Below are 23,703 nucleotides of genomic sequence, written 5' to 3'. Positions count from 1 at the left end.
TCCTGGTCGATGGAGCATTTTCGCGGCGTTCTTACCGCCGCAATGAGGAGCGTTAATGTGTTATGTTACCAATATCGAATGAATAAGATGGTTTTGCTACAGTTTGATAAAACACAGGCGCGGCCGAAGCTGCGGGTGCGGGCTCGGGTCGTCCCCGCACACGTCTAGTTGAGGACCTGCCAAAACGTGACGCCCAGCCCCAGGCTCCGGGGCGACAGAACGAGCTGCCCGTTCTGGACCTCCGCGGAAAACTGCTCGACCATTTGCAGGCTGGGATCGGGTTGCCCCGGTTGCGAGAGGAACGCCGCCAGATTGCTGGTGCTGGCATCAACGAGATAGCGACGAACCGTCACGGTGCCGTCGAACGGCAGGTTGTCGAATTCGACGGAGAAGGTTTTGGCCGTATCGGTGAATGTACTGTCGTAGTTGTAGACCACGACACCCGCCGAGGTCGCATCGTTGGCGGCAAATGCACCGAGCCCGAGATCTGTGGGCAGCGCGATCGCGTCGCGCGTTCCCGACATCATCGCGAACATCTTGAAGACGTTCGCCGGCGGTTTCGGGTGATAGGTGACCGAACCGTCGCTGGCGATCGCCTTGTACATCAGGCTGGCCATCCCGAGCATGCCCGGCTGGGAGCCGATCCCGTCGTGCATCATGAGAAACGAGCCCGCGCCGATCTTGTCGTGAACGGCCTCCGTCAGGAAGGCGGCAGCCCATGCCGCCCCCTTGTGGGAATAGTTGATGTCGCTCGTCGAGTCGGCGGAGGGGCCCCATTCGGAAAGGAAGAGCGGCGTCGCCGGATGTCCGAGAGCAGTCAATTTCGATCCGATGGTGTCGGTGAGGTATTTCAGGGTCGTATATCGGGCGGCATTTGCATCCCAGCCGTTCTGGAAATCGCCGTAGAAATGAAACGAGAAGCGATCCAGCGAGGTGTTGAATCGCGCCACCCCCGTCGCCGGATCAACGTCGGTGCTCGGATCGAGCATCTGATCGAGGAAGCGCTCCTCCAGGGTCGGCAGCGCATGCAATGGATAGTAATGGAAACTGACGCCGGCAAAGGCCGGGCCGGCGATTTCGACGGTCTTGCCGGGATAGGCCGCCTGGAATTGGGGATCGTTCCTGATGGCAGCGATCTGGTCCGCGAAGATTTTTTGCAGCGGCGCAATGCCGTGCTCCAGCCGGCGGAGATCGATGCTGTAGGGATATGAGTTGGCGTCGACGATCGGCCACTCCCGAAGGTTATAGGTCGCAGGATCGATCCACCACAGGAACCGGCCCCATGCGCCGAGCGGCAGCAACGCAAATAGTGATGGGTCCGGTGGCGTCGCAGCGTAGAAATTCACAGGCGTCGGATCGGCGATATCGATTTCGTTGCTGATCTCGAAGATCACCGAGGAGGCGCCGCCGTTCGGCGCGCCGGCATCGAACGATTTCCTGACGACATAAGAGACCAGCTGGGACACATAGGACTTGTAGCGGGCGAGCGTATCGGCGGACCAGGTCTCGGCCGGCCCGTACTGCACGAAGCTCAGCGGCATGGAACTTGCGAGCGCAACATGTGGCGCTAATCGATTGGACAGTGCCCAATTGATCTGCTCGGCAAGCAGATCGCAGTCGCCGGGCACGACCGCACCCGGATGGCCGCTGGCATCAATGGGCACGTTGCCAAAACTTCCGCTGGCGTCCAGGTCGCAATAGACGTCGGCCGCCAGGATGCGCATCCGCTTCAGCCTGAGATCGGCAATGATCTGGCTCATCGGATCGATGGTGCCGTCTTGCGGCGCGTTGGCGTCCTGGAAAATGTTCTGCAGCGTCGCAAGATCGTCGCCGCCGTTGCTTTCGATGATCTTCGTCGCCGCATCGATCGCGATGGTCGAGGCCGCTTGCCCATGGCAACCGGAGGGCGAGAAGATACAGACAAGGCCTAGAGAGACGATGCCGAGGAGAGGGGCCTTGTCTGGTCGCATAGGTTATTTCTGAACCACCGCACGCGGCGCGCACGCTTGTTGCACTTCATCAACGGCCTAGTAGGGGATGGTGTCGCCTGAATAACAGGCCGGGCGCTATCAACAGAGAAGGGGAAAAATTTTTGCTGGCGCGATGCTCGGATTTGGGGGCAGCCAGATCAAACCTGCGTCCTTCGCGTGCTCGCCAGCTTGCCGGGATTTAATTTGGTCGGAACCGGGCGCCGCTTTAACGTCTCTCTTGGGCTAACCATCTATCGTCAGGAGCTTTCGTCCAGCCGGAGGACCGTTCCGCGCTGATCCGGTCCGGACATAGGAGCATCGGGGGAGCAGGGCCGACCCGCGGCGGCGACCGCTTTCTCGCCAAGGCTGGGTAGCGTTCGACAATTTTGACGATCGGACCAGAGATCTGCCATAACTAATTGGAATTTCACGGTAATAAAAGGGACATGGCCGGTGGTAAAGGGCGCGGCGTTCAGAATGGAAGCATGATCCGTGACGGCCTTCGGTAAACTGATCCGAACCACGGCGTTTCGCCTGACGCTCGTCTATCTGTTCCTGTTTGCGCTTTTTGCGGCTTCGCTGCTCGGCTATTTCGCCTGGAACACGCGGCGGCTGATCACCGAGCAGATCACGACCACGGTGAATGCGGAAACCGGCGAGATCAGCGAGATCTACGCGCGGCGCGGCTTGCATGGCCTCGTCCGCGCCATGGAGTACCGGGCGCTGAGGCCGGGCGCGAATCTTTACCTCGTCACCACGCCGACAGGGCAGGCGATCGCTGGCAATGTCGGTTCGCTCGCGCCCGGCGTGATGGGCACCGAGGGCTGGTCTGAAACGCTGTACCGGCGGATCGGTCAGGACGATGTGGACCACCGGGCGCTGGTCCGGGTGACGGAGCTGGACAACGGTTTCCGCCTGCTGATCGGGCGCGATCTCGAGGAGCGGCGTCGGCTGTTCGGCATCGTCGCAAAGGCCGCGCAATGGTCGATTCTGGTCGTCGTCGTGCTCGGCATCGGGGGCGGCATCTTCGTCGCACGGCGGGTGCTGCAGCGCATCGATGCGATGACCGGCACCACCCAGCGCATCATGGCCGGCGACCTCTCCGGGCGGCTGCCGGTCGGCCGCTCGGGCGACGAGCTCGATCGTCTTGCCAGCAATCTCAACACGATGCTGGAACGCATTGAAGCGTTGATGATGGGACTTAAGGAGGTTTCCGACAACATCGCCCATGACCTCAAGACCCCACTGACGCGGCTGCGCAATCGCGCCGAGGAGGCACTGGCGAGTTCCTGCTCGGAGGCCGAATACCGCACGGCGCTGGAGCGCACCATCGAGGAGTCCGACGGGCTGATCCGCACCTTCAATGCGCTTCTGATGATCGCGCGCGCCGAGTCCGGCCAAGCGCGCGACAACATGGACGATTTCGATGCCTCCGAAGTCGCGAACGGCATCCACGAGCTCTACGAGCCGCTGGCCGAGGACGGCGGCATGACGTTGAAGGTCAGCACCTCCTTTGCGCCCATGCATGGCAACCGCGAACTGATCAGCCAGGCCCTCGCCAACCTGGTCGAGAACGCCATCAAATACGGCAAGCCTGTCTCGGTGGCACAGTCGCTCAGCGCCGGTGCCGTCGCCGCAAACCGGGAGATCCTGATCGAGGCCCGGCGCGAGGCTGGCGAGGTGCTGCTCAGCGTGACCGATCACGGCCCTGGGATTCCGGAGGGAGATCGCAAGCACGCGGTGGAGCGGTTTGTGCGGCTGGATGCGAGCCGGAGCCAGCCGGGTTCCGGTCTGGGACTGAGCCTGGCCTCGGCGGTGGCGACCCTCCATGATGGCCACCTGCGGCTCGGTGACGCACATCCCGGGCTGGTCGCAACGCTCGCCATTCCCGCCCGCCCGGGTGCGCCTGACAGGCTTGCGGCACAAAGTCAGGATATGTCAAAGACATCAGCGTAATCGCGCGCTTTCGACCTGGCATCAAGCGGGCCGGCGCGTGCCGCTTTATCTTCGAAGTTCCTGATGACGGCGTGGAAAGATCCGTTGGCGGATGCCCCATCCTCCACCTCTCTGGTGACGCGACTTGTCGAAGCGCCGCATGTGCCGGCGCCCGAGGCCGCCGGCGCACGCCTGCGGGACTGGCTGGCTGGTGTCGCCCCCGCGGAGGCGGCGGCGATCAGAGGGTTTCTGGATGATCCCCTCGCAGGGCGCCTCCTGTTAGGCATTGCCGAGTTCTCGCCCTATCTTTTCGATCTCGTGGCAGCCGATGCCGCCCGGCTGGTCCGGCTGCTCGCCAGCGATCCGGATGTCCATCTCGAGACGCTGATGCAGGCGGCGGCGCGTGATGTCGCGGCCGCGCACAGCGAGGCCGAGTTGATGGGGGCGCTTCGCGCGATGAAGTCCGAGGCCGCGCTGTTGATCGCGCTGTGCGATATCGGCGGCGTCTGGCCGGTCATGCGGGTGACCGAGGCGCTGACGGCGCTCGCCGTCGGCGCCGTGAAGATGGCCCTCGGCTATCTCTTGGCCCAGGAGGTCGAGCGCGGCCGTTTGTTGCCATCGGATTGGGATCATCCGGAAGAGAACAGCGGCCTGTTCGTGCTGGCCATGGGCAAGATGGGCGCCGGTGAACTGAACTATTCGAGCGACATCGACTTGATCGTGTTCTTCGATGCCGAGGTCAACTCGCTGGCGGGCGGAATCGAACCGCAGCCGTTCTTCGCCCGCGTCACGCAGGCGCTCGCGCGCCTGCTGCAGCAGCGCACCGGCGGCGGCTACGTGTTCCGGGTCGACCTCCGGCTGCGGCCCGATCCGGCCTCGACCCAGGTTGCGATCTCGACGGCCGCTGCACTGCACTACTACGAGCGGGAAGGGCGGACCTGGGAGCGCGCCGCAATGATCAAGGCGCGGCCGGTCGCCGGCGACCTCCGCGCCGCCGAGGCGACGCTGGCCGAGCTCTCGCCGTTCGTCTGGCGCAAGCATCTCGACTTTGCCGCGCTCGCCGACGTGCACGATATGAAGCGGCAGATGCAGGTCTATCGCGGCCAGAACGGGATCGCCGTCGAAGGGCACAACGTCAAGATCGGCCCCGGCGGCATCCGCGAGATCGAATTCTTCGCCCAGACCCAGCAGCTGATCGCCGGCGGGCGGCATGCCGAGCTGCGGGTGCGGCCGACGCTGGAGGCGCTTTCCGTGCTCGCGTCGAGCAATTGGATCACCTTTGAGGCCCGCGACGAGCTAAGCGCGGCCTACCGGTTCCTGCGGCGCGTCGAGCATCGCCTGCAGATGGTCGCCGACGAGCAGACCCACAGCCTGCCCGAGGATGCCGATTTGGTCGCGCGTTTCGCAAACTTCCTCGGCTACCAGGACCGCGCCGCCTTCGCCCGCGATCTCCTCGGTCATCTCACGATCGTGCAGGGCCATTATGCAAAGCTGTTCGAAGGCGATCCGACCGGAACTGCAAAACTGCCGCCGGTTGATTACCGTGCGGGGCCCGAGGACGCGCGACTTCTTGATCACCTTGCAACACTCGGCTTCAAGGAGCCGGTGGTGGTGGCGCAGACATCAGCCCATTGGCTGGCCGGCGAATATCGTGCCTTCCGAACCGAAGCGGCGCGGAGCGCCTTTGCCGATTTCGTACCCGCGCTGATCGATGGCCTGGCGCATGCCGAGGAGCCGGACCGCGCTGTGGTCACCTTCGACCGTTTCCTGCAGGCCTTGCAGCGGGGCGGGCGGCTGTTCTCGCTGCTCGGCCAGAACAGCGACCTCGTGGCGCTGGTTGCGCTCGTGCTCGGCGCAGCGCCGCGGCTCGGCGACATGCTGGCGCGGCAGCCGCAGCTGATGGACGGGCTGATCGATCCGCGCTTTTTCGGCGCGATGCCGGACCAGCGCGAATTGTCGGAGCGGCTTGCGGCAACGCTGAAGGATGCCTCCTCCTACGAGGAGTTCTTGGACCGGCTGCGGCTGTTCGGGCAGGAAAGCCTGTTCCTGATCGGCACGCGCATCCTCTCGGGCACGGTCTCGGCCCAGCAGGCAAGCACCGCCTTTGCGGACGTCGCCGAGGGCATCGTGAGCACGGTGCACCGCCTGGTCGCCGAGCGCTTTGCCGAACAACACGGCCGTATCAGGGGGCAGGAGACGGCGATCATCGCCATGGGTCGGCTCGGCAGCCGCGAAATGACGGCGTCCTCCGATCTCGATCTGATCCTGCTCTATGATTTCGATCCCGAGCAGCCCGATTCCGATGGCGAACGGTCGCTGCAGGGCGCGCATTATTTCGCGCGCCTGACGCAGCGGCTGATCTCAGCGTTCACCACGCGTACCAATTACGGCGTGCTGTATGAGATCGACATGCGGCTGCGTCCCTCGGGGCGCGCCGGCCCGCTTGCGTCGCATGTTGCGTCATTTGCGCAGTATCAGGAGCGGGAGGCCTGGACCTGGGAGCACATGGCGCTGACGCGGGCGCGGGTGATCTCCGCCTCGTCGCCCGAGTTCCGCGTCCGCATTGAAGCGATCATCCGCGATGCCCTGACGCGATCGCGCGAGCGCTCGGGGATTGCCAAGGATGTCGCCGACATGCGCCGTGCCATCGCCCAGGAGAAGGGCGAGAAGGATTTCTGGGATCTGAAATATGCCGCCGGCGGCCTGCTCGACATCGACTTCGTCGCGCAATATCTGCAGCTCGTGCATGGCGCCGAGCATGCCGACATTCTCGACGTCTCGACCTCAAAAGTGCTCGACAATGCCGAGCGGCTCGGCGTCCTGCCGCATGCCGCTGCCGACGTGCTGCGTCCGGCGGCGCGGCTCTATCACGACCTGACGCAGATCCTCCGGCTTTGCGTCAGCGAGCGCTTCGTTCCGGACACTGCCGGCGAGAGCCTTTTGCGCGTCATGGCGCGCGCCGGCGACGCGCCCGACTTTTCTGCGCTGGTGGCGCGGGTGAAGGACACCCAGGCCGAGGTCCGCCGCGTCTTCAGGGCCGTGGTGGAGGGAGGGTAGCGCAGAGATCAATGATGTTGGATGCGACCGGCCGCACAGGCCGCGGCGTCCTCAATATTCTGGACCGGGGGCAACGGCCCCGATCCGCCCGCCGTCGAGCAAGCCGATCTGCCATGTGACCGAGCCGCTGGCGAAGCTGGCGGTGTACAGGTCGTTTCCGGCCAGGCTGACACCGCGAAACGCGAGCTGCCGCAAGTCACCCAGTCTCGCGAGCAAGCTCTGCTGCAACGGTAGGTACAGGCGCGTCTGCGCCGCGACCTCGGCCGTCATCCGATCATAATCCGGAGCGCCACGGCGAACGGCGTCGATATGCCGCGCGAGCGCCTCGCGGCTTCCCGGCAGCGGCGTCGTTCTCGGCGCAGACGAGACGCCGATCGGTGCGATCACATGAATGCGCGTCGTCTCGCCGGGCAGCAGGATGTCGCGGCATTGCCCGGCGGGATCCGATATCACATAGGGGCGGCTGACGGGGCCCCAGATCCGCATCGACGCGTCATTCTCGATCGTCGCATAGGGCACGCGCTCGCCGTCGGCGTTGAGCCAGAACAGCCGCACCTCGGCGCCGCTGCGGTTGATCAGCGACAGCTTGATCGGAACGGGGCTGGCAGGGACCTTGAGGGTGATCTCCTCCGCACACGCTGCGATTCGACCCGGCCTACCGTCGCCGACCGGGGTGAAATTGAGATCTTCGAGCCTGCCGTCGGGCGTCGGATAGAGCCTGAGATCCGCCCACCCTTGCGCGAATTTGACGATGTAGATGTCGTAGCCGCCAGGCCCGACGCCGCCGAAGGAGATTTGCTTCACGGCGCCGAGTGCCGGCAGCCACCTGTGGAAATTGGGCAGCAGTCCGCGCAATTTGTCGGTGAGGCGCGCGGCCATGTCCTGCGCGTTGATCGTATCGCCGCGCAGCGCTTCGATCGTGCGGGCGACCAGCGTCGCGCCGCCCGGCATCGGGGTCTGGTCACGAAAGCGGTCCGGCCTCGTGGCGTCGCGCCGCTGGAACGTGGCCTCGAGCTCGGCGGCTGTCGCGGCGTCGACGCGCGGGCCGCCGATCTGGCCCAAACCCGGTTCACGCAATCTCGCGCTGGATACCCCGCCGCCATCGGAGCGGATGAAGCTGAGGCTCGCTTGTGCCGATGCATTGACGAACTCGTCCTCGCCCGCGCGCGTCAATTCGAGCGTCGGCTGGCCGCTCCATTGCGCAAGCAGCCGTTCGCCGTCGCGCGTGACCTTGAGCAGCGAGCCGACGCCGATCTGGTACTGGCCAACATAGCCGTCCAGCGCCTTCGCGATCGTCGCGCTCTCGCGCATGGCAGGCGCACCACCTTGCGCGATGGTCATCGTGCTGAGGGCCGAGAGCGGCACGAAGGCCGCCATGATCGCGAGGCCTCGACGCCAGTCGATCGGCTTCGGGACGTTGCTTTCCGCGAGGATGCGCCGGACGCGCCGATGGAGGGTGCGCGGATGCGCCATGGCAAGACCGGCCGGCAACCGCTGTGGGGCCGCCGCCATCTCGATCAGAACGTTCGCATAGCCGCTACGGTCCCCGGCAAGTCCTGCAATCGCGGCATCGTCGCTGACGGCCTCCGCGAGATCAGCCAGGCAGAGGAACAGCCACCAGGCAAAAGGACTGAACCAGAACACGGCGCGGTTGATCGATGCGAGCAGCAGCACATAGAAGTCCCCATGCGAGACATGGGACCTTTCATGGAGCAGCGCCGCCTCGAGCTTGCGCGCGCTCCACGCGGTGTGTGCAGCCGGCAGCAGGATGGTCGAGGCGAACGTGACCGGCACGGTCACGAAGTCGCTGACGCGCACGTCACCGTCGCTCGATCGGTCGGGGAGTCTGCGGGCAACCCTGACCACGTATCCCATTAGTGCGAGGCCGGCGATCAGTCGGAGCAACATCGCCCCGCTCACGCCGACATAGAGATAGAGGCCGATCGTCGCCCATTGCCATTCGCTCCGGTGCGGAGGCGCGGTGGCGGCGCTATCCGGCGGTGCCGGCGCCGTGATGCCGACGCGCGCCATCCGGAGCGGTGGCTGCGTGGTGATCCCGGGCAGGTCGACCCAGGTGACCCTGACCGTGGTCGGAGCCGCGGGGGGCAGCGGGATCGTCAGCTTCATCCACGGCATCAGGATCGGCATCGTCACGGACATCACCAGCACGACCGTCCAGACCGTCATCTGCAGGTGCGGATGACGCAGCCGCATCAGTTTCAGGGCCAGCCAGGCCACGGTGCCGAGGGCCATCGACCGGAGCGCCGCCTCAGCAAGGAACGCCAGCATCACTTGCGTTCCCGCTTGCGCCGTCCCCGCCTGTCCGCAAACATGCGTAGCTGCTTCCAGTCGATCATGTTCTGATCGACCATTCCGACCAAAACCTCTTCGATCGAGCCGTTGCAGACCCAGTCGACGATCCGGCGCACGGCGCGGGCGGCGACCTGCCCGCGCCGCGCGGCCGTGTCGTACACGAAGGTGCGGCCGTCGACGGTGTGAGTGATGTAGCCTTTTTCCTCCAGCCGCCGCAGCACGGTGCGGACGGTGGATTCCTTGAGGGGACGGGAGAGGCGCGCGCGGACCACCTCCGCGGTGACCGGCGCATGCGCCCACACCACCTGCACGACCTCACGCTGGAGGTCACCGAGATCCTCGAACTCGTCGTCCTTGTCGCGGATCGTCGCCATCCGCTCTCCCATCACGGCCAATAACGCTATGTGTCATAGCATATCGGCGCGCCACCCACCAGATCGGATCGTCGTGGGCAGAACCTCACGCCGGCGGCCGTCGAAGCCCCGGGGGACGCCGAGTCATCGGCCGGTCATGTTCATGAACGATCCCAGCTGACGTTGCGAGCGGCGGCGACGTCGGACGCGCCTGGGTTGTTCATCGTCGATCACGATTTCTCCATTTCCAACCCATTGTCGCATTAAGTAACGTTATCATGCATAGCATTAGCATGCACCGCTCATCGCGCAAGGCCATCCCCGAGCGAGGAGCGACTTGAAGGGAAGCACTTGAAACTGGAGCCTATTATGAGACGATTTGCTGGAGTTCTCGCGTCATCCCTGCTGCTGGCGACGCTGAGCGTGCCGACCGCATATGCTCAGAGCGAAGCCCAGATGCATCCCCGCATCGCGCAAGCCATTCGCGACCTCGAGGACGCGATCAATTACATGGAAAATGCGCCGAACGATTTTGGAGGCCACAAGGGGGCTGCTCTGAACGCCTCCCGTGCCGCCGTCAATGAGCTGCGCGCTGCGCTCGCCTTCCGTGCCCGGCAGGACGGACGCTATTAGATCATGATTCGGACCCGAAGGAGCGCGTTCGGCAAATTGCGAAGCGCGCTCCGAAAAGCGATGCTCTCGCGCATCGGGCGAAGGATCAGGCTCAAACGGTAATGTCGGGCGCGATTTTCGATTGATCCGGTCCGGCCGCGGACACATCACCCTCCCCATCCCGGGGAGGGCAATCTTCCAGCCAGCCGGCTATTCCCCTTGACTGTATGTTCATGTTTTGTTCTTATAGGTCCCGCAAGGAGCGAACCATGGACAACCGTATCAGCGAAATCCGTCGAATCATCAGATCACTGCGCGTCAGCATGCGCGAGACCGAAGCCATCATGCGTGAACAGATCAACCGGAACGAGGACTGCAGCTTCGTAGCGCAGGAGCTCCTGAAGATGCGGACCGTCATGGGCGGCCTGTCCCGCGAGCGGACCACACTCGGCGACAACGATCCGGTCGTTGCGGGGCGAGGGGCAGACGCGTTGAATCGATCGCGTCGCGACATGCGGCCAACGCAACAACGTTTGCCTCGCCCTGTCTTGGGAGTCTCAGCCGCACGATAGGGCAGATTTGATCAGCGTGAACCGGAGCCGCATCGGAGGTGCGCTCCGTCCCCCCTTGCGGAGGAGGGGGGGTAGCCCCCAGTGAAGACCGCCGCCGCTGACCCCCACCCGACTCCTCCCGCAACAGGACCGCAACGGGGGGACGGGAGCACCAGCACTCTTCACGCCTTCTTCAGCGTTTCGATCGCCTCGCGGACATTGGGGTCAAGCCCGGCGCCGCCGGCATCGAGATGGGCAAAGATGCCCTTTCGCATCCGGGGGTCCCAGAATTTCCTGATGTGTTCGGCAATTCCGGCCACGGCCTTGTCGTGGCCCTGGCTCTGAAAGAATTTTCCGATCTGGTTGGCCATGTAGATCAGCCGGTCAGCCGACATCAGCGGGTTCCCTCGCGTGTGCGTGCGCGGCGATGCGCTCTGGATGCGTGAAGATTTCAAAGCCATCGGAGCGCGCGACCGCGACCAGCGTGATCCCGGCGGCGTCCGCCGTGCGGATCGCGAGCGCGGTCGGCGCGGACACCGCGACGACGACCGGCACACCGATGGTCGCGGCCTTCTGCACCATCTCGACGGAAACGCGGCTGGTCAGCACGACCATGCCATCGCCAGTCGCGATGTCGTGCCGCGCCAGCGCGCCGGCGAGCTTGTCCAGCGCATTGTGGCGCCCGACGTCCTCGCGCAGCGCAACGGTGCCATGCGAGGGCGTCCAGAAGGCTGCCGCGTGCACGGCGCGGGTACGCGCGTTGATCTCCTGCAGCGGTGCGAGGCCGGCCAGCGCCGTCATCACCTCGCGCGGGGCAAACGAGCGTCCCGCGGCCACGATCGCGGCCGGCCGGACCGCCTCCGCGATGGAATCGATGCCGCACAGCCCGCAACCGGTCGGGCCGGCGATCAGGCGCCGCCGCTCGTTGACGAGGTCGGCCTTGTCCTGCGCCAGCCACATGCGCAATTCGATACCATCATCGAGGTCGATGATCTCGAGCGACAGGACGTCGGACGGCGACTGCACGATGCCTTCGCTCAAGGAAAAGCCGATCGCGAAATCGGTCAGGTCCTGCGGCGTCGCCATCATCACGGCGTAGCTGCCGCCATTGTAGGTTAGCGCCACAGCCGTCTCCTCGGGGACGGCGCGTGCGCCGTCCTCGACGTGGCCATTGCGCCAGCCCAGGCGGCCTGCGACGCGGATGGGTTGGTGCATCTGATTACTCGGCCGCTTCGACATGAGCGATCCGCCGCGACTGCCGCGCCTGCGCGTCGTAGGCCTTCTGCCAGTCCGAGGGACCGTTCGACGGCGACACCTGCACGGCCGTGACCTTGTACTCCGGACAATTGGTCGCCCAGTCCGAATACTCGGTCGTGATCACGTTGGCCTGCGTGTCCGGATGATGGAATGTGGTGTAAACCACGCCCGGTGCCACGCGGTCGGTGATCTCGGCCCGCAATGTGGTCTCGCCGGCGCGGCTCTTGAGCCGCACCCAGTCGCCGTCGCGCACGCCGCGCTGCTCGGCATCGTGCGGATGGATCTCCAGCCGGTCCTCGTCGTGCCAGACCACGTTCTCGGTGCGGCGGGTCTGTGCGCCGACATTGTACTGGCTGAGGATGCGGCCGGTGGTGAGCAGCAGCGGGAAGCGTGGAGCGGTACGCTCGTCGGTCGCGACATATTCGGTCACGACGAACTTGCCCTTGCCGCGCACGAAGCCGGCGATATGCATCACCGGCGTGCCTTCCGGCGCCTTGTCGTTGCAGGGCCACTGCACCGAGCCCAGCTCATCCAGCTTGGCGAAGGAGACGCCGGCAAAGGTCGGCGTCAGCGCCGCGATCTCGTCCATGATCTCTGAGGGATGAGCGTAGTTCATGTCAAAGCCCATCGCCTTGCCGAGGCCGATCGTCACCTCCCAGTCGGCGAGGCCGTTGCGCGGGCTCATCACCTTGCGCACGCGCTGGATGCGCCGCTCGGCGTTGGTGAAGGTGCCGTCTTTCTCGAGGAAGGTCGAGCCCGGCAGGAACACATGGGCGTAGTTCGCGGTCTCGTTCAAAAACAGATCATGAACGATGACGCATTCCATCGCCGAGAGCGCCGCGACCACATGGCTGGTGTTGGGATCGGATTGCAGGATATCCTCGCCCTGCACATAGAGGCCCTTGAACGAGCCATCGATCGCGGCGTCGAACATGTTCGGGATGCGCAGGCCCGGTTCGGGATTGAGCTTGACCTGCCACAGCGCCTCAAAAGATTCGCGCACCGCGTCGCCGGAGATGTGCCGGTAGCCGGGAAGCTCGTGCGGGAACGACCCCATGTCGCAGGAGCCCTGCACGTTGTTCTGGCCGCGCAGCGGGTTCACGCCGACGCCGGGGCGGCCGATATTGCCGGTCGCCATCGCGAGATTGGCGATCGCGATCACGGTGGTCGAACCCTGGCTGTGCTCGGTGACACCGAGCCCATAATAGATTGCGCCATTGCCGCCGGTGGCATAGAGCCGCGCCGCTTCACGCAGGTCCTTCGGGTCGACGCCGGTCATGATCGCGGTCGCTTCCGGGCTGTTCTTCGGCTGCGACACGAAAGCCGCCCAGTCCTCGAACTCGCTCCAGTCGCAGCGCTCGCGCACAAAAGCCTCGTTGGCGAGACCCTCGGTGACGATGACATGGGCGATCGCCGTGAGCACGGCGACATTGGTGCCGGGCAGCAGCGGCAGATGCAGCGCCTTGACATGCGGTGCGTCCACCATTTCGGTGCGGCGCGGATCGATCACGATCAGTTTTGCACCCTGGCGCAGCCGCTTCTTTAAGCGCGAGGCGAACACGGGATGCGCGGAGGCCGGGTTGGCGCCGATGATCATGGCAACATCGGTGTGCTCGACCGAGTCGAAATCCTGCGTCCCGGCCGAGGTGCCAAAGGTGGTCGCAAGGCCATAGCCGGTCGGCGAATGGCAGACCCGGGCGCAGGTGTCGACATTGTTGTTGCCAAAGCCGGCGCGGACCAGTTTCTGCACCAAATAGGTTTCTTCATTGGTGCAGCGGGACGAGGTGATGCCGCCGATCGCGTCGCGCCCATATTTGGCCTGGATCGATTTCAGCTTGCCCGCGGCGAAGCCGAACGCCTCGCCCCAGGAGACTTCGCGCCAGGGCTCGGCGATGGTCTCGCGGATCATGGGTTTCAGGATGCGTTCCTTGTGGGTGGTGTAGCCCCAGGCGAAGCGGCCCTTGACGCAGGAATGACCGCGATTGGCCTTGCCGTCCTTGTAGGGCACCATGCGCACCACTTCCTCGCCGCGCATCTCCGCCTTGAAGGCACAGCCGACGCCGCAATACGCGCAGGTCGTCACCACGGAATGCTCGGGCTGCCCGATCTCGATGACGGATTTTTCGGTCAGCGTTGCGGTCGGGCAGGCCTGCACACAGGCGCCGCAGGAGACGCATTCCGAGCCGAGAAAACTCTCGCTCATGCTGGGCGAGACGCGGCTGTCAAAGCCGCGGCCGGAGATGGTCAGGGCAAAGGTGCCTTGCACCTCCTCGCAGGCACGCACGCAACGCGAGCAAACGATGCATTTCGAGGGATCGTAGGTGAAATAGGGGTTGCTCTCGTCCTTCGGCATCCAGGCCGCATTGGCCTCGCCCTTCGCTTCGGCAAAGACATGGTTCTCGCCCTGGTAGCCGTAGCGCACATCGCGCAGGCCGACCGCGCCCGCCATGTCCTGCAATTCGCAGTCGCCATTGGCGGCGCAGGTCAGGCAGTCCAGCGGATGGTCGGAGATATAGAGCTCCATCACGCCCTTGCGCAGCTTTTTGAGCCGCTCGGTCTGGGTGTGCACGACCAGCCCGTCCATGGCCGGCGTGGTGCAGGAGGCCGGCGTGCCTGCGCGGCCTTCGATCTCGATGAGGCAGAGCCGGCAGGAGCCGAAGGCGTCGACCATGTCGGTCGCGCAGAGTTTTGGGATTTTTGTGCCGGCTTCCATCGCCGCGCGCATGATCGAAGTGCCCTCGGGCACGGTGACGCTCTGGCCGTCGATGGTCAGCGTCACCATGGTCTCGGATTTGGAGCGCGGGGTGCCGAAATCGGTTTCTTCGATCAGGGACATTGCGATGATCCTTCTTATTCCGCGGCCTGCAGGCGCGTCGGCGCGGGGCCGAAATCTTCCGAGAAATGTTTGAGAGCGCTCATGACGGGATAGGGCGTGAAGCCGCCGAGCGCGCAGAGCGAGCCGAGTTTCATGGTGTTGCAGAGGTCTTCGACCACGGCGCGATTCTCCGCGACCCGTTCGCCGCGAACGATTTTGTCGATGGTCTCCACCCCGCGCGTCGAGCCGATCCGGCACGGCGTGCACTTGCCGCAGGATTCGATGGCACAAAACTCCATCGCAAACCGCGCCTGCTTGGCCATGTCGACGCTGTCGTCGAACACCACGATGCCGCCATGGCCGATCAGGCCGTCGCGGGCCGCGAAAGCCTCATAGTCGAACGGCGTGTCGAACAGCGCGCGGGGGAAATAGGCGCCGAGCGGGCCGCCGACCTGCACCGCGCGCACGGGACGGCCCGAGAGCGTGCCGCCGCCGATCTCGTCGACGAGTTCGCCGAGCGTGACGCCGAAGGCGGTCTCGAACAGCCCGCCACGGCGGATGTTGCCGGCGAGCTGGATCGGCATCGTGCCGCGCGAGCGGCCCATGCCGAAATCGGCATAGGCTTTCGCACCCTCAGTGAGCACGAAGGGGACCGCGGCAAACGACAGCACGTTGTTGATGACGGTCGGCTTGCCGAACAGGCCGTGATGTGCCGGCAGCGGCGGTTTTGCGCGCACGATGCCGCGGCGTCCTTCCAGGCTCTCCAAGAGCGAAGTCTCCTCGCCGCAGACATAGGCGCCGGCGCCAACCCGGACCTCGAGGTCGAACGACCGCGTCGCGTCACCGGTGCGCCGGCCGAGATAGCCCGCGCGGCGCGCGGCGGAAATGGCCGCATTCATCGCCTCGACCGCATGCGGATATTCCGAACGGATGTAGATGTAGCCCTTGCTGGCGCCGACCGCGATCGCCGCAATGGTCATGCCTTCGATGACGAGGAACGGATCGCCTTCCATGATCATGCGGTCGGCAAACGTGCCGCTGTCGCCTTCGTCGGCGTTGCAGACGATGTATTTGCGGTCGGCCATGGCCTGCGCGACGGTCTTCCATTTGATGCCGGTCGGAAAGCCTGCGCCGCCGCGGCCGCGCAGGCCGGAGGCGGTGACTTCGGCCAGAATCGTGTCGGGGCCGAGCGACAATGCGCGCTTCAGGCCCTTGTAGCCGCCATGGGCGCGATAGTGGTCGAGCGAGCGCGGATCGATCACGCCGCAGCGGGCGAAGGTCAGGCGCGTCTGCCGCTTCAGCCAGGGGATCTCGTCGGCGAGGCCGAGCCGCAGGGGATGCGCGCCGTCGGCCGTCATGGCTTCGAGTAGGGCGGGGGCGCCGGCCACCGTGACGGGTCCGAACGCCACGCGGCCGGCCGGCGTTGCGAACTCGACCATCGGCTCCAGCCAATAGAGGCCGCGCGAACCGGTCCTGATGATTTCAATCGCGATGCTGCGTTTAGCCGCAGCCTGCTCGAGAGCCAGCGCGACTTCGTCGGCGCCGACCGCAACTGCGCCGGCGTCGCGGGGAACGTAGAGGCGCAAGGTCATCGCTGGGTCTCCGCAACGATCGCATCGATGCGGGCCTCGTTGAGGCGGCCGATCAAGCGGCCGTCGAGCATGGCCGACGGCGCTGTCGCACACAGGCCGAGGCAATAGATCGGCTCCAGCGTCAGCCGCTCGTCGGCAGTGGTGTTGCCAAGCGCGATGCCGAGCTTCTGTTCCGCCCGCGCAGCCAGCGCATCGCCGCCGGCGGCCTGGCAGGCTTCCGCACGACACAGTTTCAGCACGTGACGACCCGCGGGCTTGGCGCGGAAGTCGTGGTAAAACGTAAACACACCGTAAACCTCGGCCCGGGACAGGTTCAGCGCCGAGGCGACCATCGGGATTGCGGGCTCCGGGATGTGCCCGAAAGCCTCCTGCAGCGCGTGCAGGATCACCAGCGTCGCACCTTCGCGCTTGGCATGCTCGGCGATGATTTCGGACCCGCGTGCGGGATCCCAAGGCTCATATCGGGACTCGTATGGAGGCGTCATTCCTGGCTCTCTGTCGAAGGCAAATCATTGCATTCGATCAAAGATTGAATCCCTCAAAATATCAATAAAGCTGTCTCATGCTGCGATAGAGAAAGCGCATTGATTGATGCTGGAAATTGAATGATAGACAAACGCAATGAGTGTATGGAGCCGATGAAAATACGGCCTTTTGGCGTGTCTGCCATGGTGTTGCCGTGATAGTCATGATGGCCTGCATTCTGAACCCCGATCCGAAAGGGCTTTTCTGAGTTGATCGACAAACTCGAACTTCTCCTGGCGCTGGCAAAAGAGCGGCATTTCGGGCGCGCCGCGGAGGCCTGCGGCGTGACGCAGCCGACGATGTCGACGAGCCTGAAGCAGCTCGAGGAGATTCTCGGCGTGATGTTGGTGCAGCGGGGCTCGCGTTTCCAGGGCTTTACGCCGGAGGGCGAACGGGTGCTCGACTGGGCGCGGCGCATCGTCGGCGACGCGCGCGCGATGCGCCAGGAGATCAATACGCTCAAGGACGGACTGTCCGGCGAAATCGCGATTGCCGCGATCCCGACCGCGCTCGGCATGGTCGCCTCGCTGACTACGCCGTTTCGCGCGCGACACCCCAACGTGCGTTTCCGCATCGTGTCCTGCACGTCCATCACGGCGCTCGCGCTCTTGGAGAATCTCGAGGTCGACGCCGCCCTGACCTACATCGAGAATGAGCCGATCGGCAAAGCGCGTTCGATCCCGCTCTACAGCGAGAGCTATTATTTGTTGACCTCGCCGGACGGCATGTTCGGCGACCGCAAGCAGGTGACCTGGAAGGAGGTCGGGCAGGTGCCGCTCTGCCTGCTCACGCCGGACATGCAGAACCGCCGCATCATCGATCGTGCGCTGCGGACGGTGGGCGTCGAGGCGACGCCGACGCTGACGTCCAATTCGATGATCGTGCTCTACACGCACGTCAAGACCGGCCGCTGGGCCAGCGTGATGCCGGCAAAGCTCGCGGAGACCCTGGGCTTTTCGGACCGGGTCCGCACCATCCCGATCGTCGATCCGACCGTGACCTACAATGTCGGGCTTGTGATCCCGCAGCGCGACCCGATGACGCCGCTGATCGCGGCGCTGGTGCATGTCGCGCGCGAGGTCGCCCCCTCGCTGCAGACGGAGTAGCCGGCAGTCCGATCATCTCGCCTTGCGGGTCAGGAAGGCCGGAATATCCAAAACCCTGTCGACGGAATTGCGCACCGCCGAGAGGCGGCCATAGGGATCGAGGCCCTGCGGAACGGCCTGGCGCACGCATTCCGAAAGGGGTTTTGGCGGACGCGCGTCGGGCAGCCGGGCCGCGGTGCGCAGCGGCGTGCTCGCGACTGGCGGCGGCGCGGCGCCGCGCATGATGCGATCGGCGGTGCGGCGGTTGTCGCTGCGCAGCCGCGCGGCAAGCGCGCTGAGCGAGCCATCCTCGACCTGGCGCGGCGCCCCGAGATTGTCGATGCCGGTCGCCACCACCGAGACGCGGACGATGTCCTTCAGGCTGTCGTCGAACGTCGCGCCGACGATGATATTGGCGTCTTGGTCGGCCTCGTCGCGAATCCGGCTCGCGGCTTCGTCGACCTCGAACAGCGTCAGATCCCGTCCGCCGGTGATGGAAATGATCAGGCCGCTGGCACGCTTGATCGAGGGATCCTCGATCAGCGGATTCGAGATTGCGGCGACGGCGGCATTCAGCACGCGCTTGTCGCCGGACGCCTCGCCGCGGCCCATCATGGCGCGGCCCTTTTCGCGCATGACGGAGAGCACGTCGGCAAAATCGAGATTGATCAGGCCTTCCTTGACGACGAGGTCGCTGATGCAGGCCACCCCCGAATAGAGCACCTGATCGGCCATGGCGAAGGCGTCGGTGAATGTCGTCTTCTCGTTCGCCACGCGGAACAGGTTCTGGTTCGGGATGACCAAAAGGGTGTCCACGGCCTTCAGGAGCTCCGCGATGCCGGCTTCGGCAAAGCGCATCCGCCGCTGGCCCTCGAACTGGAACGGTTTTGTCACGACGCCGATGGTGAGGATGCCGAGCTCGCGCGCGGTTCTCGCGATGATGGGCGCCGCGCCGGTGCCGGTGCCGCCGCCCATGCCGGCGGTCACAAACACCATATGCGCGCCGGCCAGATGATTGCGGATCACCTCGGTGGTCTCTTCGGCCGCGGCGCGTCCGACCTCGGGCTGCGCGCCGGCGCCAAGACCGCCGGTCACCTGGGTTCCCATCTGGATGACGCGCTCGGCCCTTGACATGGTGAGCGCCTGGGCATCGGTGTTGGCGACGATGAACTCGACGCCTTCGAGCCCGGCCGCGACCATGTTGTTGACGGCGTTGCCGCCGGCGCCACCGACCCCGAACACGACGATGCGCGCCTTCATCTCGCGAATATCGGTGATGTCCGTCATGTCTGCCTCACGATCCCATTGCAAGCGTGGGGAATGAAACGCATCTATCTGCAGGCCTTGCGGTCTCCTGCCACTAGATCCGCGGCCAGATGTCCGAGGCGGCGCTGCGCCTGTCCGGCGCCTTCGACCGGGCCGGCAAGCCGGCCGCTGGTCCGCAGCGCACCTTCGAGCCGTGCCGCCGCTTCCTTGGCCGCCGTGGTTTCGGCGGTCGCCTGCAAGAGCTCGACGAGCAGCCGATCGGCGCGCTCGCGCTCGCGTTCGAAATCGGCACGGTGGCCGGCGGCGGCGAGCTCGAGCTGCGCGATGTTGGCTTCCAATGATGCGATCCTGGCTCCGAGCCGGATCGCGTTGTCTGGCCGGCGACGGCCGGCTGGTCGTGGCGCGTGTCGAATCTCGGCGAGATCAACAGTCACCAGGGCCTTGCCGTGGTCCGAAAGCGAACGCGGCAAGTGAAGGCGCTTGGCCAGGGAACGGGCGGCCTGCGCCGAGATGTTCAGGCGGGCGCCAAGTGCGGCATATGTCAGCGTCTCAATGGGCATCGGCTGTTCTCCTGGAACGAACCGGGTGGCAATCGGCTGATGACCGGACGATCAGGCAAGGCTAGGCGCGTATGGTTAATAGGTGGTTAACACGCCGTGCATCTCTCCACCTGAACGCGCCGGCCGCCGGCAGACGGCAGGCCATTGCTTTGGACTCGAAAAACGGCGGCCGATGCGAGGCCTTGCGAAACAATCTCGCACCAAGCATCAAGGTGTCGTTTCCACCACGCCATGGATCATGGCGCCAGTGGCAAGACTTTTTCGAGCGGATGCCGCCATGAAACTCAAGCCTGAATTGCAGGTATCCGTGGCGACGGCACAGTCGATCGTTGACGCAGCCGGCTGCGAGGGTGCGGTTGCGACGATCTCGATGCTCCACAGCGGGGAGATTGCGGCGGTTTACGACATCGGCTTCGCCGTGCTCAGCCATCGCGCGCTCGTGCTGAAGGTCTATCCCGACGACCTGCATTGGAAGATGCAGAAGGAAGTGACCGTCATTGGCCTGGTCGAGGAACGCCTCCGCGTCCCACCGCCCAAAATTCTGTTCGCGGACGACTCCAAGCGGCTGCTCGGGCTGAACTTCATCGTGATGACGAAGCTCGACGGTTCAGTCCTGGGCGAGATGGAATCGACCTTGGCGCCGGCGCAACGCGCCTCGGCTTACGCGCAGATTGGACGACTGCTTGCCGACTTTCACTGCATCCCGATGGAGGCGTTCGGCTATATCGGTCCGAAGGGGATCTGGACCGCGCATGCGACCAATCGCGGCTACCTGGCCCACCAATTCCAGCGCAAGCTCGCCGAATTCGGCGAGCGTGGCGGCGATCTCCGCTTGGCAGAGCGTATCAAGGCGCATGTCGCGGAGCGGTCAGGGCTGTTTGACGCCTGCAGGCAGCCGGTGCTCTGTCACAATGATCTGCACGCAGGGAATCTGCTCGCCACGATTAGCGACGGAGAATTGCAGCTCACCGGCGTTCTGGATTTTGAGGGCGCCCTGTCAGGCGATCCACTGATGGATGTCGCCAAAGCGCTCTATTACCTGGACGAAGAGTCCCGGCGCGCCGTACTTGACGGATATGGCGCGATGGGCCGAGACCACTGGTCCGAGACGCTCGCGCTCTACCATCTCTACTTCGTGCTCGAACTCTGGTGCTGGATGGCCCAGATCGGTAAGACGCGACGGCTCGCCAAGCTGGCTCAGGAGCTGGTGCGCTACAGCGCGGAGTAGGATTAAGCCGCCCAGGCATCCACGCTTCCGGGCTGGTCCGAAGGACCAGACCCGGAATCTCGAGATTCTCAGGTGCGCAATTGCGCAGCATAGTTCGATGCTTCGCATCGCCCCGGAATGACAACGCCGCTACTTCTTCAGCGCAAACACCCAGACGACGCCGCCTTGCGGCACGTTGTCCTCGATGCCGAGACCCGCCTTGGACAGACCATCCTGGATGCGCGCTGCGTCCACGCCCCAGCCCGACTGCACCGCGATATATTCGGTGCCATCCACCTCATAGGCAATCGGCATCGCCATGATGCCCGAGTTGGTCTTCTGCTCCCACAACAGCTTTCCGGTCTTGTCGTCGAAGATGCGGAACATCCGGTCGTTGGTGCCGCCGGCCAGGATCAGGTCGCCCGCCGTCGCCGTCACCGAGCCGAACAGCTGTGATTTCGGGAAGTTCTGCGACCAGACCTTCTTTCCGGTCGCAGGATCCCAGGCCTGCAGCTCGCCAAAATGGTCGGCACCCGGACGCGGGGTGAGGCCGATGTCTTCCGGCTTGGTGCCGAGCCAGAGCTTGCCCGGAACCAGCGGCTCCTTTTCGCCGCTAAAGCCGCCGCAGAAATTCTCGTTGGCGGGAACATAGACCAGCCCGGTCTTCTGGCTGTAGGCGGCCGACGGCCAGTCCTTGCCGCCCCACAGCGACGGACAGAACTCGACGCGCTTGCCGAGCACCGGCTTGTGGGCGGGATCGACGATCGGCTTGCCGGTCTCGGGCTCGATGCCCTTCCAGACATCGGTGGAGACGAAGGGCCAGCCGGCGACGTAGTTGATGCGATCCCCCTTGCGCTCCAGCACCCAGAAGATCGCATCGCGGCCCGGATGGATCAGGCTCTTGAACGAGCGCCCGTCGCGCTGCAGGTCGACCAGCATCGGCGCATCGACCTCGTCCCAGTCCCAGGAATCGTTCTGGTGATACTGGTAATAGCTCTTGATCTTGCCGCTGTCCGGATCGAGCGCCAGCACGGAGCTGGTATACAGGTTGTCGCCGGGATGTGCGGTGCCCGGCCAGGGCGCGGCGTTGCCGGTGCCCCAAAAGACCGTCTTGCTATCCTTGTCGTAGGTGCCGGTCATCCAGGCCGAGCCGCCGCCGGTCTTCCAGTCGTCACCGCTCCAGGTGTCGTGGCCTGGCTCGCCTTCGCCCGGGATCGTAAAGGTGCGCCATAACTCCTTGCCATCATTGGCGTCGAACGCCACGACATAGCCGCGCACGCCGAGCTCGCCGCCGGAGCCGCCGACGATCACCTTGCCGTCGACCACGAGCGGCATCAGCGTCAGATATTGCCCCTTCTTGTAGTCCTGCACCTTCTTGTCCCAGACCACTTTTCCGGTCTTGGCGTCGAGCGCCACCAGATGATCGTCAGTCGTGGCGAGATACAATTTGTCCTGCCACAGTCCAACGCCGCGGCTGGTCGGGTGCAGCTGGAACAGATCTTCCGGAAGCTCACGCTTGTAGCGCCAGTACTGTTCGCCGGTCTTGGCATTGAGCGCGATGACCTGCCCCATCGGGGTGGCGATGAACATCACGCCGTTGTTGATGATCGGCGGGGCCTCGTGGCCTTCGACGACACCGGTCGAAAAGGTCCACACCGGCGTCAAATCTTTCACGTTCGACGTATTGATCTGGTCGAGTGGGCTGTAGCCTTGGCCGTCATAGGTCCGGCGATAGAGCATCCAGTTGCCGGGTTCCGGATTCTCCAAACGGGCCCCGGTCACCGCGCTGTAGTTCTCGATCGAACCGGCCATCGCGGCCGTCGAGACGAGGCATGTGAAGGCGACAGAACTCGATAACAGCCATTTTTTGATGGTCATCGGCGCATCCTCCTGTTTGATCTCGTTTGATTTTTTGGCAACGCGAAAACCTGTTCCGTCTGTCAGCCGGGCTGTTGTGCACCTACCTTTCCGACAAAGGGTCTGGCGACGATCAGCGATCCCTCGGAAATCGCGAGCGGAAGCATGGCAAGGCGCCGCGGCGCCGGTCCGAACACGACGCTTGCGCCGTGCCGCGGATCGAATTCGGAGTTATGGCAGGGGCATTTGAAAACCTGGCCCTCGCCCGCGCTCGCATCGACCCATTCGGTGACGGAGCAGCCGGCATGCGTGCAGATGGCGGAGTAGGCGAGGATGCCGTCGGCTGCCGATGGCTGTGTGTCCTCGTCGATATCAGCAGGGGCGAGCCTGACGAGGAGGATCTCGTTCAGGCGCGATCCATCGCGGATCACGGATGTTTTTGGATCCTTCGCCCAGGCATGGACCGGCGGTCCGCCGAGCGTCAGGTCATCCGGCTTGATGATTTCGCCTTGACGGTCGCCGTCGTAGAACACCAGGAGGTCTGCCGCTTTTGGCCGCTCATCGCTGCCCGGCCGGTCGTCCTCGGCGGCAAGCGGCCTGATCGTCAGGCATGCTCCCGCTGCAGCCGCCGCGAGGATCAGGACGCGGCGGGTCTTGTCGGGACGCGCGGCGCCGAGAGCGACTTTGACGTATTCGCTGCAACTGCGAAATTTGCCATCACATCCGGGCATGGCAAGAGATCATCGCG

Annotated in this window: 17 protein-coding genes and 1 pseudogene; 6 read left to right on the top strand and 12 right to left on the bottom strand. The window is 64.7% G+C overall.

Going from position 1 to position 23,703, the window contains the following annotated elements:
• Nucleotides 1–164 precede the first annotated feature (164 nt).
• Nucleotides 165–1,970: a hypothetical protein gene (locus JOZ76_RS08960; RefSeq protein ID WP_291698267.1), complete on the bottom strand. Its 1,806-nt coding sequence runs from the start codon at nucleotides 1,968–1,970 to the stop codon at nucleotides 165–167.
• A 492-nt stretch (nucleotides 1,971–2,462) separates the two neighbouring features.
• Here JOZ76_RS08960 and JOZ76_RS08955 point away from each other — a divergent pair, with 492 nt between their 5' ends.
• Nucleotides 2,463–3,926 (top strand): sensor histidine kinase, encoded by a 1,464-nt coding sequence (locus JOZ76_RS08955; RefSeq protein WP_291698266.1) that lies wholly within the window; start codon nucleotides 2,463–2,465, stop codon nucleotides 3,924–3,926.
• Between the two features lie 63 nt (nucleotides 3,927–3,989).
• Nucleotides 3,990–6,962, top strand: a complete 2,973-nt coding sequence (locus JOZ76_RS08950) for a bifunctional [glutamine synthetase] adenylyltransferase/[glutamine synthetase]-adenylyl-L-tyrosine phosphorylase (RefSeq protein WP_291698265.1) — start codon at nucleotides 3,990–3,992, stop codon at nucleotides 6,960–6,962.
• A 51-nt stretch (nucleotides 6,963–7,013) separates the two neighbouring features.
• Here the strand turns inward: JOZ76_RS08950 and JOZ76_RS08945 are convergent, their stop codons facing one another.
• Both JOZ76_RS08945 and JOZ76_RS08940 read right to left on the bottom strand, forming a co-directional pair.
• Nucleotides 7,014–9,251, bottom strand: coding sequence for a M56 family metallopeptidase (locus JOZ76_RS08945; RefSeq protein ID WP_291698264.1), 2,238 nt, complete (start codon nucleotides 9,249–9,251; stop codon nucleotides 7,014–7,016).
• A complete protein-coding gene (locus JOZ76_RS08940) occupies nucleotides 9,251–9,649 on the bottom strand; it encodes a BlaI/MecI/CopY family transcriptional regulator (RefSeq protein WP_291698263.1) in 399 nt (132 codons plus the stop codon). Before JOZ76_RS08940 ends, JOZ76_RS08945 begins: the two co-directional genes overlap by 1 nt.
• 348 nt (nucleotides 9,650–9,997) lie before the next feature.
• On the opposite strand from JOZ76_RS08940, the gene JOZ76_RS08935 reads away from it, so the two are divergent.
• Entirely contained in the window at nucleotides 9,998–10,261 is a 264-nt protein-coding gene (locus tag JOZ76_RS08935) for a hypothetical protein (RefSeq protein WP_291698262.1), read from the top strand.
• Between the two features lie 248 nt (nucleotides 10,262–10,509).
• Nucleotides 10,510–10,812 carry a hypothetical protein gene (locus JOZ76_RS08930; protein WP_291698261.1) on the top strand — a complete coding sequence of 101 codons (303 nt, stop codon included), beginning with the start codon at nucleotides 10,510–10,512 and terminating at the stop codon, nucleotides 10,810–10,812.
• A 161-nt stretch (nucleotides 10,813–10,973) separates the two neighbouring features.
• On the opposite strand, the gene JOZ76_RS08925 is transcribed toward JOZ76_RS08930, so the two are convergent.
• From JOZ76_RS08925 to JOZ76_RS08905, 5 genes are read right to left on the bottom strand one after another with little or no spacing between them, the layout of a single operon-like run.
• On the bottom strand, nucleotides 10,974–11,186 hold the full coding sequence (locus JOZ76_RS08925; RefSeq protein WP_291698260.1) for a formate dehydrogenase subunit delta: 213 nt from the start codon (nucleotides 11,184–11,186) through the stop codon (nucleotides 10,974–10,976).
• The gene (gene fdhD, locus JOZ76_RS08920) at nucleotides 11,176–12,006 is read right to left on the bottom strand and encodes a formate dehydrogenase accessory sulfurtransferase FdhD (RefSeq protein WP_291698259.1); all 831 of its coding nucleotides are present in this window, start codon (nucleotides 12,004–12,006) and stop codon (nucleotides 11,176–11,178) included. The genes JOZ76_RS08925 and fdhD overlap by 11 nt, the downstream gene beginning before the upstream one ends.
• Nucleotides 12,007–12,010: 4 nt before the next feature.
• The gene (gene fdhF / locus JOZ76_RS08915) at nucleotides 12,011–14,884 is read right to left on the bottom strand and encodes a formate dehydrogenase subunit alpha (RefSeq protein WP_291698258.1); all 2,874 of its coding nucleotides are present in this window, start codon (nucleotides 14,882–14,884) and stop codon (nucleotides 12,011–12,013) included.
• A 14-nt stretch (nucleotides 14,885–14,898) separates the two neighbouring features.
• A complete protein-coding gene (locus JOZ76_RS08910) occupies nucleotides 14,899–16,455 on the bottom strand; it encodes a formate dehydrogenase beta subunit (protein ID WP_291698257.1) in 1,557 nt (518 codons plus the stop codon).
• Nucleotides 16,452–16,940 carry a formate dehydrogenase subunit gamma gene (locus tag JOZ76_RS08905; RefSeq protein WP_291698256.1) on the bottom strand — a complete coding sequence of 163 codons (489 nt, stop codon included), beginning with the start codon at nucleotides 16,938–16,940 and terminating at the stop codon, nucleotides 16,452–16,454. Before JOZ76_RS08905 ends, JOZ76_RS08910 begins: the two co-directional genes overlap by 4 nt.
• Nucleotides 16,941–17,189: 249 nt before the next feature.
• Between JOZ76_RS08905 and JOZ76_RS08900 the strand changes: the two genes are divergently transcribed.
• Entirely contained in the window at nucleotides 17,190–18,086 is an 897-nt protein-coding gene (locus tag JOZ76_RS08900) for a LysR family transcriptional regulator (protein ID WP_291698255.1), read from the top strand.
• A gap of 315 nt (nucleotides 18,087–18,401) precedes the next feature.
• Here JOZ76_RS08900 and ftsZ read toward each other — a convergent pair.
• Nucleotides 18,402–19,352: pseudogene (gene ftsZ / locus JOZ76_RS08895) on the bottom strand (cell division protein FtsZ); the annotation flags it as partial.
• A gap of 44 nt (nucleotides 19,353–19,396) precedes the next feature.
• Entirely contained in the window at nucleotides 19,397–19,891 is a 495-nt protein-coding gene (locus JOZ76_RS08890) for a hypothetical protein (RefSeq protein WP_291698254.1), read from the bottom strand.
• A gap of 277 nt (nucleotides 19,892–20,168) precedes the next feature.
• Between JOZ76_RS08890 and JOZ76_RS08885 the strand changes: the two genes are divergently transcribed.
• Entirely contained in the window at nucleotides 20,169–21,119 is a 951-nt protein-coding gene (locus JOZ76_RS08885) for a phosphotransferase family protein (RefSeq protein WP_291698253.1), read from the top strand.
• A 129-nt stretch (nucleotides 21,120–21,248) separates the two neighbouring features.
• Here JOZ76_RS08885 and JOZ76_RS08880 read toward each other — a convergent pair whose 3' ends face one another.
• Entirely contained in the window at nucleotides 21,249–22,976 is a 1,728-nt protein-coding gene (locus JOZ76_RS08880; RefSeq protein WP_291698252.1) for a methanol/ethanol family PQQ-dependent dehydrogenase, read from the bottom strand.
• A 62-nt stretch (nucleotides 22,977–23,038) separates the two neighbouring features.
• Nucleotides 23,039–23,686 (bottom strand): ubiquinol-cytochrome c reductase iron-sulfur subunit, encoded by a 648-nt coding sequence (locus tag JOZ76_RS08875; RefSeq protein WP_291698251.1) that lies wholly within the window; start codon nucleotides 23,684–23,686, stop codon nucleotides 23,039–23,041.
• Nucleotides 23,687–23,703: the final 17 nt, after the last annotated feature.

This window comes from Bradyrhizobium sp., assembly GCF_019244115.1.
Classification (GTDB): domain Bacteria; phylum Pseudomonadota; class Alphaproteobacteria; order Rhizobiales; family Xanthobacteraceae; genus Bradyrhizobium.
This window is presented reverse-complemented; position numbering and strand designations above follow the sequence as displayed.